Annotated in this window: 9 protein-coding genes and 1 tRNA gene; 8 read left to right on the top strand and 2 right to left on the bottom strand. The window is 46.1% G+C overall.

Annotated features, from left to right (window positions below):
* Positions 1 to 60: 60 nt before the first annotated feature.
* The 3 genes from MKX40_RS24570 to MKX40_RS24560 all read left to right on the top strand — a co-directional run bounded on the left by MKX40_RS24570 (position 61) and on the right by MKX40_RS24560 (position 4,354).
* Positions 61 to 1,431, top strand: a complete 1,371-nt coding sequence (locus tag MKX40_RS24570) for an STM4012 family radical SAM protein (RefSeq protein WP_339243192.1) — start codon at positions 61 to 63, stop codon at positions 1,429 to 1,431.
* A complete protein-coding gene (locus tag MKX40_RS24565) occupies positions 1,428 to 2,288 on the top strand; it encodes an STM4011 family radical SAM protein (RefSeq protein ID WP_339237144.1) in 861 nt (286 codons plus the stop codon). Before MKX40_RS24570 ends, MKX40_RS24565 begins: the two co-directional genes overlap by 4 nt.
* A 368-nt stretch (positions 2,289 to 2,656) precedes the next feature.
* Positions 2,657 to 4,354, top strand: coding sequence for a methyl-accepting chemotaxis protein (locus tag MKX40_RS24560; RefSeq protein WP_339237141.1), 1,698 nt, complete (start codon positions 2,657 to 2,659; stop codon positions 4,352 to 4,354).
* A 148-nt stretch (positions 4,355 to 4,502) separates the two neighbouring features.
* Here MKX40_RS24560 and asnB read toward each other — a convergent pair whose 3' ends face one another.
* Complete coding sequence (gene asnB, locus MKX40_RS24555) at positions 4,503 to 6,347, bottom strand: asparagine synthase (glutamine-hydrolyzing) (RefSeq protein ID WP_339237139.1); 1,845 nt, start codon at positions 6,345 to 6,347, stop codon at positions 4,503 to 4,505.
* 193 nt (positions 6,348 to 6,540) lie between these two features.
* Between asnB and MKX40_RS24550 the strand changes: the two genes are divergently transcribed.
* Positions 6,541 to 6,840, top strand: coding sequence for a hypothetical protein (locus tag MKX40_RS24550; RefSeq protein ID WP_339237137.1), 300 nt, complete (start codon positions 6,541 to 6,543; stop codon positions 6,838 to 6,840).
* A 31-nt stretch (positions 6,841 to 6,871) separates the two neighbouring features.
* Positions 6,872 to 7,228, top strand: coding sequence for a hypothetical protein (locus MKX40_RS24545; RefSeq protein ID WP_339237134.1), 357 nt, complete (start codon positions 6,872 to 6,874; stop codon positions 7,226 to 7,228).
* Between the two features lie 167 nt (positions 7,229 to 7,395).
* On the opposite strand, the gene MKX40_RS24540 is transcribed toward MKX40_RS24545, so the two are convergent.
* Entirely contained in the window at positions 7,396 to 7,689 is a 294-nt protein-coding gene (locus tag MKX40_RS24540; RefSeq protein ID WP_253440343.1) for a DUF4870 domain-containing protein, read from the bottom strand.
* A 337-nt stretch (positions 7,690 to 8,026) separates the two neighbouring features.
* Between MKX40_RS24540 and MKX40_RS24535 the strand changes: the two genes are divergently transcribed.
* The 3 genes from MKX40_RS24535 (at position 8,027) to MKX40_RS24525 (ending at position 13,583) form a co-directional block, all read left to right on the top strand.
* Positions 8,027 to 8,100 (top strand) — tRNA-Arg (locus MKX40_RS24535).
* Between the two features lie 370 nt (positions 8,101 to 8,470).
* Positions 8,471 to 9,241, top strand: coding sequence for a class I SAM-dependent methyltransferase (locus MKX40_RS24530; protein WP_339237130.1), 771 nt, complete (start codon positions 8,471 to 8,473; stop codon positions 9,239 to 9,241).
* Between the two features lie 382 nt (positions 9,242 to 9,623).
* A complete protein-coding gene (locus MKX40_RS24525; RefSeq protein WP_339237128.1) occupies positions 9,624 to 13,583 on the top strand; it encodes a S8 family serine peptidase in 3,960 nt (1,319 codons plus the stop codon).
* Positions 13,584 to 13,667 lie beyond the last annotated feature (84 nt).

Below are 13,667 nucleotides of genomic sequence, written 5' to 3'. Positions count from 1 at the left end.
CTTATGATGATGATAACAACCGGAGACAGGAGGAGACCGATGGACAATCATTCACAACCCATGACAACAGGTGATTCCGATCAGTCCGGATCCAATACAACGATTACAGGTCTTCGTGAAGTACTCGCATTCCCTTATCGTTCGTATCTGTACTCATACCCGCACAAGACCGCATATCGGGAGCTTGACCCACCACTGCCGCTGGGACCAATGTGGGAACGAGAAAATACCGATACGTATTTTTTATATATGCATATTCCCTTCTGTGCTGCACGTTGCGGATTCTGTAATCTGTTCACCCTGCCGGATCGACGGGATGATACGCATGAACGTTATGTGGATGCGCTGGAACGTCAGGCGAAACAGTGGGCACCCATTACATCTCGAAGACCGTATTCGCGGTTCGCGATTGGTGGAGGAACGCCTACATTATTAAATGAGGTTCAGTTGAATCGTCTGTTTGATATTGCTGAACATGTGATGGGGCTGGACCCTGCGCAAGCATCGATTTCGGTGGAAACGTCCCCGGATACCGTTACGGAAGCCAAGCTGGCTATTATGAAGGAGCGAAGTGTGGATCGTATTAGTATGGGTATCCAGAGTTTCATAGAAGCTGAAGCATCTGCCATCTATCGTCCACAAAAACCGCAGGAGGTCGAACGGGCGCTTGAGAAGCTTACCCGTTATGATTTCCCATTGTTGAATCTGGATCTGATCTATGGTCTGCCAGGTCAAACGGTCGAATCGTGGATCTATTCACTGGAAAGAGTTTTGGCTTACGAGCCGGGCGAAGTCTTTATCTATCCTTTGTATACTCGGGAAAATACAATCGTGAAGCCTGATGATATTCGTCGTCAGGGACCTGACATTCGGATGGAGCTGTATATTGCTGCACGTGAGACTTTAAAAAGTAAAGGGTATGTGCAGTATTCGATGCGAAGATTTGCCAAGGAACAATCGTCCTCCAAAGTGCTTCTGCCTTATAGCTGTCAGGAGGAGGGCATGGTTGGTCTGGGATGCGGCGCACGCTCTTATACGAGTGAGGTACACTATGCTTCCAAGTACGGTGTGAGTTACAAGGCTACACAGAGCATCATTGCCGATTATGTGGCGACTGAACGCTACGATGTGGCGGATTATGGTATCGTGTTAAGTCGTGAGGAACAGAGACGCCGCTTTATTCTGAAAGCCTTGCTGCATCGGGAGGGATTGACGTTGTCTGACTACCAACAGCGCTTCGGTACCGATGTGATGGCTGATTATCCTTGGCTTAGCGAGTTGTTTACGGAAGATATGGGGCGGGTTGAACTGGAGGAAGGCGAACGTGTATTACGTCTGACAGAAGAAGGACTGGGTTACTCCGATGCAATTGGAGATTGGCTTATATCCGCCGAAATTCGTGAACAGATGGAAGGGTTTGTTTTCTCATGAGAGCGACTTTGTATTATCGCGGCAAGTTGTCTTCCTGCAATTATGACTGTCCATACTGCCCTTTTAGTAAAACCATCGATTCCAAAGAGACGCTGGAAGTGGATGAACAACAATTGCGTCAATTTGTGAATTGGGTTAAGGCTCAGGAAGACGAAGGTCACCGCTTCTCCATTTTCTTCAATCCTTATGGTGAAGCGTTGGTACGACGCTGGTATCGGGAAGCTATGGTTGAGCTGTCACATATGCCACATGTGGATAAAGTTGCGATCCAAACCAATCTGTCCGTCAAGCTGGATTGGGCGAGGGAGCTGGATGCGAATAAAGCAGCTTTTTGGGCGACGTATCATCCTCGTGAGACAAAAGAGTCTTCTTTTGTAAAACAATGTCTGACCTTGCGTCAGATGGGACTTGCTTTTAGTGTCGGTACTGTCGGACTCCGTAGTGCTTTCCCCGCAATTGAGTCCATGAGACAGGCTTTGCCGGATGATGTGTATATGTGGGTAAATGCCTTCAAAGATCGGCCCAAGTATTACACGCCGGAGGAAATTCAGTTTTTACGTGGGATCGATCCGCTTTTTGAAGGTAATCTGCAGGACTATGAGAGTTTGGGCAAACGTTGTGCTGCCGGTTCGGAAGTATTTTATGTACAAGGGTCAGGGCATGTGAAGCGGTGTTACAAGGATCGCCGGATCATTGGGCATCTCTATCGCGATGGTCTGCAAGCTTTGGCCGAGGATCGGCCTTGCCGCATGAAAAAATGTGGCTGTTACATCGGCTACATTCATATGGAGGATTCTCCCTTCAGAGAAACATTTGGTAGTGGGCTGTTGGAGCGTAATCCGGTCCTGATTCCTTGATCCGAATTTCATATGTTAGCATAACTCTGAAATGCATTTTTCAGTGTAGGCGGGATCAGACCTTGGGTTTGAACAGGCTACGCTGAAAAGTGTGTTTTTTTTGATATTCTCAGATACATATTGTTTAATATTTTTGATGAAAAAGGGTCTTGACTATTCTTTTTGAAAAATTTTCCGGGTTTATGATTCAAATCCTGTGTTTTTTGGGTTAATATAAATAGGAAAAAAGACCTGTTTCAAATAGTATTTATACATACAATCTGTATATGTATCTATTTATAGGTCTAAAGTCTTATCTTTATTAATCTGAGGAAGGGGGACCGATGTCGGGGAAACGCGCACGTTATTTGAATCTCGGGGGAATAGACATGAAAAGAATATCAATTAGCCGCAAGTTGCTTATGGGTTTCTCATCGGTACTGTTATTACTGGTGGCTGTAACGGTTATAGCGTATACCCAATTTGTATCCATTGAGAAAACGTATACAGAATTAATTAATAATAGAACAAGTAAACTATTGCTCATCAAAAATATGACGATAGATCTTAAAACACAGCAGATTGCTTTGAGGAATTTTGTGATGGAAGACAATGAGGTTAACGAGGATGAATTCAATAAGGCATATGAAGACTACATAGCGTTAAGCAAGGAGTTACAATCAACGGTTACAAGTCAGAGCATGAAAGACTACCTCACCCAATCAGATGAAGCGATGAGTAAGTATCATCAATTTGCCAAGAATATTATGACACTGACAAGACAGGGGAATAACAGCGAGATCTCGAGACTAATGCAGGATACGGCTCCAGCTCTGATCGGTGAGTTTGAAGCCATTGTCAATAATATGGAGAAACATCAACAAGACTCCATGGATGCTGGCGTTGTGAATGCCAATCTTCAGATTGCTCAAGTTCTTCGTTGGATTACTATTATTGGGGTCGCTTCCATTCTCATTGGAACACTCGTTGCGTTCATCATAGGCAGACTGATCTCCCTGCCTGTCGCTGCAGTTGCTCAAGCCGCAAGTCGCATTGCGGAAGGGGATCTGACTGGTGAACCTATTACAGTTCGTAACAAGGATGAGATTGGTGATCTGGCCCAAGCCTTCAACATCATGTCCGGGAATCTGCGTACACTTATTCATCAGGTTGGGAATAGCGCAGAACACGTAGCTGCTTCTTCCGAAGAACTGACCGCAAGTACGGAGCAGACATCCACCGCCACGGAACAAGTGGCCATCACGATGGGGGAGATTGCGACGGGAATGGATACCCAGGTACGGATGGTCAGTGACGGATTCCAGACGATGACTGAGTTGACGACAGGTTTTCAGCAGGTTACGGTGAACACCTTAAATATGTCAGAGGAAGCGACGAAAGTTTCAGCGAAGACGGTATCTGGCAGTGAGTCCGTTGAATCCGCTGTAGGACAGATGAATTCCATACATGATACGGTCTCAGGTCTGTCGGCAGTTATCGAAGAATTGAGCAGACATTCTCGGGATATTGTGAAAATGGTGGAGAGCATCTCTGAAATATCAGCCCAGACCAATCTTTTATCCCTTAACGCTGCCATTGAGGCCGCTAGAGCTGGTGAACATGGGAGAGGGTTCCAGGTTGTTGCCACAGAGGTTCGTAAATTATCTGAACAATCAGCACGTTCAGCGGAACAGATTGTGCCTTTGGTAGCCTCCATGGAGAAAGGGATGCGGAACGCTGCTCAATCCATGAGTTTAGTGACGGCAGAGGTGCAAGAGGGAATTGAACTTGTTCACCAGGCAGGTGCTACATTTAATGAAATTCGGGAAGCAGTTGGTAATGTAGCGGGTCAAACACAAGAAGTCTCTGCTTCAATCGAGCAGATGTCAGCAGGTGTAGAGCAGATTAGTATTTCCATGAAAACCATTATGGAAGTGACGGAAAGTGGAGCAGCGGGAACGGAAGAGGTGAGTGCTTCTTCAGAGGAACAGTTGTCTGCAATGCAGGAGATCGCTTCCGCAGCCAATGATCTCTCGTCCATGGCAGAGCAGTTGCAACAGACTGTCCGTCAATTTAAAGTTCAATAAATTCCGGCTTAAGAGTAAAGTGTGGGTGAAAGGTTGGGGGTAGGCTTAAGTAGCCTCTCACATAATAAAGGGTGTCCGTGCAGCTAACTGCTGTCGGGGCACCCTTTTTGGTCTTGATCTAGAACAATGTGCTGCAAGATAAGATAGGTTAACGAATAGCGACTTTATACGTCCGCAACCAGGTATTGATCTGCGTTAGATAGGCGAACAGTTGTGGACCAGACATTAATTGTCCGAACCATGGGAGATTGGATGCGGCATCTGCAGAAGAAGCTAAATTGCGAATTTGGGCTTTGTCGATCAAAGGCAAAATTGGCGAGGTTGGATCGTCCAGTATGTCAAGGACCTGTTGTTTAACCGCGGCCAGATATTGCGGATTATGTGTTTTCGGGTAAGGACTCTTTTTGCGATATAACACATCATCAGGCAGGACACCTTCGAGTGCTTTGCGCAGAATACCTTTTTCCCGCCCGCCCGTTATTTTCATCTCCCAAGGGATATTGAATACATATTGAATTAGGCGATGGTCACAGTATGGAACCCGCACTTCCAATCCTGCCCCCATACTCATCCGATCTTTGCGATCCAGAAGTGTAGGCATGAAACGTGTAATGTTCAGGTAGGACATCACCCGCATTTGTGCATCTTTACCCGTTTCCCCATCCAGAAGAGGCACTTCAGCCACTGCATCGGAATAGCGGTCTGCCAAATAGTCGAGTGGCCGAATCCATTCCCGAATATCCGGGGATAATAGCGCTGCTCTCATGTCAGGTGCTACAGACCACGGGAACGTACCGGAGTTCAGCATATCTTCTCGATGGAACCAGGGGTAACCGCCAAACACTTCATCCGCTGCTTCGCCTGAAATGGCAACCGTGGCCCCTTTTTTGATTTCTTTACAGAATAGATAGAGCGAGGAGTCTACATCTGCCATGCCCGGCAAATCCCTTACTAGCATAGCCTGTGTCAGGGCATGAACCAGCTCTCCGTTCTCAATCTCAATCCAGTGATGATCGGTCTTGAGTTCATCTACCATTCGTTTAATCCAGGGGCCATCTGCACCTGGCTGAAAGGAATGTGCCTGGAAATGCTTGGCGTTATCCACATAATCGACAGAATACGTACTGACTTGGCCTTGCCCGGTCCGGTTGTAATAATCCACGGCTAAAGCAGACAAGGCACTGGAGTCCAGTCCTCCTGATAAAAGAGAGCATACTGGGACATCCGAAGCCAACTGGCGCTCCAGTGTATCTTGCAAGAGTGTTCGCACTTCGGCTGCTGTCTCTTCCAGATTATGTTCGTGATGCAGGCTTTCCAGTTTCCAGTAGGCATAGGTTCGGATCCCGTTTCGGTTGTAGATCAGTGCGTGCCCAGGCTTGAGTTCACTCAGTGAAGAGTATACACCGTGTCCTGGTGTCCGCGCAGGTCCTACAATAAACACTTCGGCCAACCCTTCCGGGCCAACCGCGGCTTCTACATCTGGATGAATGAGCAGAGCTTTGGGCTCTGAGCCGAATACGAGTGTGTCTTTGGCATTACTGTAGAACAGAGGTTTCACGCCAAGGCGATCTCGTGCCATAAAAACCTGTTCGCGTCCCCCGTCCCATATGGCAAAAGCGAAAATACCGTTAAACCGGTCAACGCATGCCGGTCCCCACTCGATATAAGAGGCGAGCAACACTTCCGTATCACATTGCGTGCGGAACGGATGCCCCCGCTGTAGCAATTCCTTTTTCAACTCGGGTGCATTGTATAGTTCTCCGTTATACACGACGGTATAGGAGGTATCTCCCTGTAACGCATGCATGGGCTGTGCCCCGTTCTCGGGGTCCATTACACTAAGACGCCGATGTCCAAAGGCACAAGGATTGGAGATCCATGTACCTGAAGCGTCGGGTCCCCGGTTCGACAAGCTATCCGTCATACGGACCAGCAGCTCTGATTCCTGGGTCAGATCCCGATTCCACTGTATGAAGCCGGTAATACCGCACATGGTTTGTTCATCCTTTCTTGGTCGAGTCATTCATCCGTATGGCTGCTTAATTACGGGCAACCAGCAAATGTTGTCTTTTTCGTCAGAGGTCGTAACAAATATATGCCGAAAGCAGGCATAAAATGTCTGTCCTCTTCGGAAACTAGTTCTAGGGACAACGACCTAAACATGCCTGTGAAGGAGAGAACGTGCAATGGACAGTATGAAGTATTATGTGTCTGTCATGGGCCGCTCCGTTATTCCGGATCCGTCGGTAACATCGTATGAATGGATCATTCAGGCAACGCCGCAGGAAGCGGAGCACTTACTGGGACTGCTGAGCCTCATGCAGGAAAAGGAGGAAGAGGCCTTTCCTGGCATGGTGTTCCCATGGCCAGATACACCGGAGGAGTCCGTAAACCGGGCGTATGAAACGATATTACAGCAGGTGTATCGGGAGATTTACCGATTGGGCACACCGGAGACACGATACCAGATTGAACAAACGACATGATAAGCACAAAAGAAAAGGAGCGCGATGAGCAATGTATGCCATTCAAGATGCTAAAATACGCAGATTAACCGAGGTAGATGGATTATCTTGTGCAGAAGTGGAAGTACAACCTGGAAATGCCGGAGATCCGTCATTACTTGTATACGTGGCCTCTACTCAACCTGGAAATTCACTGGAAGTCGTTCGGATTGTACGCAATCACTCTGATTCAGCGATCGACTGGTATAACAATAATATGCACACCGCATTTGAAGAGGCGACAGAAACCGCTTTTGAGAACAGCGAAGGTATGACGGTGGAGGAAGATAAGGCTCAGTTTCAAAATGAGTTATTTGCCTTTGGTTTGCTTGGTCCAACGCTTCAGCGTTATCTGATCGGAAAGGCTTAACCGGGAACGTTTGTATAAGTTGGATTGATGGATGGCAGAATAGGAGTTCCATGTCGACCATACATCGATAGTAAACGAATTGTTCTAACCACAGCTGCAACTGGAAAACCCCGCTGTTAATAAACAGCGGGGTTTTGTTATGCAAGTCAGTCCGGGCGGATAGGTGATCAAGCGTACTCACGCAGCACTTGAATCCCTTTGACCACGTTATATACAAAGCTTAATCCGTAGATCACAAAGAATAGAACGACAAAGCCGACGGCTGAACCCAAACTATGTGCAGTCACGAAGAAATAAAATAGCGGGATGGCAGCAAGAAAGGGGAATACATGTGAGAATAAGGCGCGTTTTGCATGTCCCTCAATGTAAGCATCCTTGGCAACAATCCATACGATGATTGGAAACAGGAACGGGGCAAAGAAAATACTAAAGTAGGATAGGGCTGATAAAAGTTGTCTCATGACGATTCTCTCCTTAAATGCATCATTGAAATGTATGTATGCAAAAGATTACCCAGCAATTCTAACATTGAACATGTCTTATGTTAATCTTGCTCTAAATGTCCCCATCTCCTCAATATAACCTGGTTCAAGTAATCATATTCTTAAAGGGAATGGAGTATGAGAATAATACCGAAAGTACATTTAGAAAGGTTGTTCAAAAATTCCGAATTTGATTACGAAGGATGCCTGTGGAACTCGCATTGAAGTATAATTATTAATTTTTTTATAAAACTATTGAAAAATATAGAAATCAGAGTATAATAAGAACCGCGCCGAAAATTTATAATACATATTTGTCTCAGTAGCTCAGCTGGATAGAGCAACGCCCTTCTAAGGCGTCGGTCGGGGGTTCGAATCCCTCCTGGGACGTAAAAAAAGAAAACTTCCTTCGGGAAGTTTTTTTTCGTTCAGGGGAAGAGAACCCCGATGGTTCGTCGGAGAATTCGCTTCGTTAGCACCACTTCGCAGTCTCGACTGGAAGGAGAGTATCCCTCCTGGGACGTAAAAAAAGAAAACTTCCTTCGGGAAGTTTTTTTGCGTTCAGGAGAAGAGAACCCCGAAGGTTCGTCGGAGCATTCGCTTCGTTAGCGCCACTTCGCAGTCTCGACTGCAAGGAGAGTATCCCTCCTGAATTTGTTTATTGGTTATACCTATAAACAATATAGAATTTATATATTTAAATAATAAACAATTCTGTGCCACAATGAGGATATCAATAACGGAAGCGACGGTGGTATCCATGAAATCAATAAATCAATGGCAAGCAGATGACTATGACAACAAACTGGCTTTTGTCTCCGAATATGGCAAAAATCTGATCTCTTGGCTTCAACCTCAAAAAGGGGAATACATTCTTGATCTGGGTTGCGGTACGGGGGATTTGACGTACGAAATTTCTCTGGCCGAAGCTGAAGTTGTTGGTATGGATGCATCGCTGGACATGATTCGCCGTGCGAGGGAGAAATTCTCTGGAATTGAGTTCGTGGAAGGAGACGGTCATCAGTTTGAGACGAATAGACAGTATGATGCCGTCTTCTCCAATGCAGCCTTGCACTGGATGCGAATTCCGAGATTAGTGGTGGACAGTATATGGAAATCTTTGAAGCCCGGAGGGCGATTTGTTGCAGAATTCGGTGGTAAAGGGAACGTGCAGACTATCGTGAATGCCTTGGAAGAGGTTATCGAGCGAAACACGGGCATTCGTGCTTCTGAACGTAATCCTTGGTATTTTCCGTCGATCGGAGAATATAGCTATATTTTGGAACAAGGCGGATTTCTGGTACGTCATGCCTATCACTATGACCGTCCTACCAGATTGGAAGATGGTGAGCAGGGTATAGTAGGCTGGTTGGCTCATTTTGGAGGAGACTATTTTGAAGGTTTCAGTCATGATGAGATACAACAAATATGCCATGAAACCAGTCAGATCGTGGTGCCTAAACTTTGGAAGAGTGATGCTTTGTATGCAGATTACAAGCGTCTGCGTATTGAAGCCGTGAAGCCGGAATGAAGTTGATTTTGTGATAGTTATCGATGTTAACCGAATTGATTTTATGCTTTGTACACTAAATGACTTTACCATATACCAAGATTCTCTTGCTGACAAAGAGGCGCTTGGTCTTTTTTTTAATGCATTATTTTAAAAATAAAATATTCGAACGACAAATAATTACAAGTAGATATTTTTATCATACTCAAGACCCATATAAGTAATTTTTATATCATTTATGTAAGTATTTAGAAGGAAAATGTGGTATTTTGATAGAATAATTTACCAAGGGTCAATCTTCTTGCAGATAGGTGGTGAAATTGGAGTGCGTATTGCAGTACGCACAAACAGCAGGAACCCATCATTTGGTGAGGTATTCACATTTAAAAGGAGGGGCAAAGCCTTGAGTAAACGATTGATATCCACGTTATTAAGTGTTCTGATGGTCTTTTCCATTATTCTCCCCGCGGCTGGAGCCGCTCCCGCAGATTCATTTATTCAGCTTGAAAACTTACCGAGTACAGCCGAAGCCAAACAATGGAGAGAAATTCTTGCAGGACGGGAAGCCAAACTTGCCGCAGATCCATTTTTGGATAAAAGCCTGGAAGGGCTGGGTGGAGAGAACACCCGAGTGATCGTTGAGCTTTCCAATAAACCTGTTGCAGTAGCGCAAGGTGAATCAACCCTCTCCGGAAAATCTTTTACCTCCTCTATGGAAACAAAGGCTGTGACTCAAGTTGAGCAACAACAACAGTCATTTGTACATAGCCTCACTCAGAAGAAAATCAAACATGAAGTATTGGAAGAGTATGCATATGCCCTAAATGGTGTAGCGATTGAGCTTAAAGGAAACCAAGTGGGACAATTGCTTCAAATACCTGGCGTGGTCAGCGTATATCCTGACCTTGAAGTTACAATAGCGCCTGAGACCGATGAAGTGAACCCGTACATGAAAGACACGGCGCCTTTTATTGGTGCACCTGAAGTATGGGATCTGGGTTACAAAGGAAATGGCATCAAAGTGGGTGTCATCGATACAGGGATTGACTATGAGCATCCTAATTTGCAGGAAGCTTACAAAGGCGGATGGGACTTTGTTGGTAACGACAATGATCCGTATGAAGCGACATATCAGGAATGGAAAAGTTCAGGGGAACCTGAGTTTAACGAAAGGGGAAGTGCCTTTTACACATCCCACGGTACGCACGTAGCTGGTACCATTGCTGCTCGTGAAGCAGGGGATTACGGGATTGTTGGCGTTGCTCCTGAAGCAGATATCTATGCATACCGTGTACTTGGGCCGTATGGTAGTGGTCAAACCTCATGGGTGCTCGGCGGAATTGATCGTTCCGTTGAAGATGGCATGGATATAATTAATCTCTCTTTGGGGAATGCCGCTAACGATCCAAGTTATATTACCTCGGTAGCCCTGAATAATGCGATGCTGTCTGGTGTGACAGCAGTAGTTGCCAGTGGCAATGACGGACCGAACCGCTATACACTCGGTTCTCCGGGGGCATCTGCCATGGCCATCACTGTAGGTAACTCCACGGGCCCTAGCCAGCTTATTACAGCGGATACTCACTTCTGGATTGGTGAGGAAGGCGAAGAGACTCTGCCTGAGCAACAACCGGTGCCAGAGGTTGAATCATCTCCTGAACTGGGGACGGCATCTGAAACAGAAGAGCCTGAAGGTTCGGAGCAAGGTGTACCCGCAACTGCTACTGAAGATAGTGCAGCAGCTGTGGAGGATGTCGTTTCTGACGAAGCTGGAGTTTCGAATGTAGAAGAGGCTGCAACTGAAGAAAATACGCCATCTGCATCACCTTCTGCACCAGTTGAAGCTTCTCCTGAAGCTGCTCCTGTGGAAGAAGAGCCTGTAATTGCTCCAACTGAAGCTCCAATGGCTGTTACAGAGTCGGTTTACCGTTTGGATGTGATGGGATGGAGCCTGTCAGCAGACCCTGAGACTGTTTTGACTGGGAAATATGAGCTTGAATTTGCAGCACTGGGTAAGCCCACTGATTTTGAAGGTAAGGATTTTACAGGCAAAGTAGCATTAATACAACGTGGTGAACTCGCATTTGTAGAGAAAATCGCCAATGCCAAAGCGGCTGGAGCCGTGGCTGTTATTGTATATAACAACATTCCGGGCCCAATCGGTGTAAGTCTGGGCGATAACTTTGAACTCATTCCAACACTGAGCATGTCCAAGGAAGATGGAGAGGTTATCAAGGCTGAGTTGGACGCAGGCCAAGCCGTTGAAGTGAGCTTTAGTGATTTTGAACGCAGCCAAACGCCGGGTGATGAAATGAATTCATCCAGTTCACGCGGACCTGCCAAGGTAACACTGGACATCAAACCGGATATTGTTGCACCAGGTACAAGCATTCTGTCTACGATTCCTGCCTACGGCAAGGATGAGCCAGACGCAGATTACGCACAAGCTTATGACCGTAAATCAGGTACAAGTATGGCTACACCTCATGTAGCAGGATTGATTGCACTGTTGATTGAGAAGCATCCGGACTGGACGCCATTTGATATCAAAGTTGCGCTGATGAACAATAGTAAAGTGTTGGATACAACCCAATTTGATGTATTTGATCAAGGTGCTGGCCGTATTCAAGCAGTGAATACTATTGATCCTGCTGCTTTTGTCAAAGTGCTTGATGTAACTCAATATACCGAAAGTGGCGCTGTTGTTGAAAAGGAGAATATCACCGGAAGCATCAACTACGGTAATTTCCTGAGCACGGATGAAAAGACGATTACCAAAACGATTAAAGTTGAAGCGCGGAATGGCAGTGGAGGGGATTACACTGTAAATGTGAATCCAACTCGTAATGTTGCTGGTGTATCCGTTGCGGTAGACAAGAGTTCCTTCACACTGAATGGTGAGGAAGAACTTGCAGTGACAATTACCGTTCCGCGAGGGGTTACTGCGACTACAGAAGCACAAGGATACATTGAGTTCTCGAACGGAACCAATACATTTACTGTGCCATATGTTGCTCATTTCAACGTTACGTTGAGTGGAGTTAAATATATTGAAACCGTAAAAGGCACTGAAAAAAATCCTTTCCACTATCCATTGAAGGCTGATGGTACGTTGGATACGCTTAATGTAGCGATGGAATTCTACAATCCGATGACATTCGCCCTGATTGAGATTTTTGATGGTCTTAATCCGGAAGGTGGATATTATCAAGATGGTTATATCGGCTCCATCTTCGGTAACTATTATAATTTCAATGCTAACGCAAGATATAATCTTGCCTGGGATGGCACATATGCGGATTACACAACCGATGAAGTGACAGAGATTCCGGATGGTTTATACACCGTTGATATCACTACTATTGGAACGGACGGCAAAACCTATAAGGAAGACACTTCGCCATTTTTGGTGAAAAAGACAGCTCCGGCTGTAACTGCACCAGAAACATTGGAGTTCAAAGCGGATGAGTCTGCTGTCCTTAATGGTAGCGTGGAAGATTTGTACTTCCGTGTTGCGCCTGCGCTTGCCAGCGGATGGGACATTGCTTTTGATGCGGCAGCTTCCCTGGAAGCAACGTATGTTGTGAGTAAAGAGGATGGTTCGGTTTATAAAGAGGGGGGCTTTGAGGTACAAGCTGATGGCACCTTTAGCCTTCCTTTGGAAGGAATAGAAGCAGGTGAGTATGTCGTTGAACTTACGGTAAAAGACCAACAGGGGCTTTCGGGTACAGCCAATACGGTACTGAAGTTGGAAGCTGTGGAGACCGAACCTGAAACTCCGGCTACCAAGGCTCCGGGTACACCTGTATTGTCTCACAATAACTGGATAGGTAACGGCCTGCCAGAGGGTTCGTATATCGTTTCCATGAACCTATGGTGGGGCGAGAACGGAACTAGCTACAAGTTATATGAGGACGGGGTTCTAATTGATACGCAGAAGTTGACTTACAACGCGCCTTGGGCGCAGTTTGCTCAGACGAAAATCACAGGCAAAGCCAATGGCACATATACGTACGTGGCTGAGCTCACTAACGACAAGGGAACAACGCGGAGTCAGACGTTGACTGTTAAGGTTACCAACGCAGCGCCAGGCAAAGCAGTTCTATCTCAGGATAACTGGGACGGCGATGGCAATTATAAGGTGACCATGAACCTATGGTGGGGGACCAATGCTACCGAGTATCGTCTCTATGAGAATGATAAGTTGATCGACACGCAAGAACTCCGTGCGGTATCTCCTCTTGCGCAAAGTGCTGTGACTAAACTGTCCGGCAAAGCATCGGGTACGTATACGTATCGGGCCGAATTAATTAACGCAGCTGGAGTTACCAGCACAGACACGATTAAGGTAAAGGTGAAGTAAGTTCTTCCTCATTGAAACTGAGTAATTTAATGAAGGAATGGTTCTAGCATAAACGGCCTCCATCCTGATTTCGAGGATAGAGGC

The organism is Paenibacillus sp. FSL R5-0517, assembly GCF_037974355.1.
In the GTDB taxonomy this organism is placed as follows: domain Bacteria; phylum Bacillota; class Bacilli; order Paenibacillales; family Paenibacillaceae; genus Paenibacillus.
This window is presented reverse-complemented; position numbering and strand designations above follow the sequence as displayed.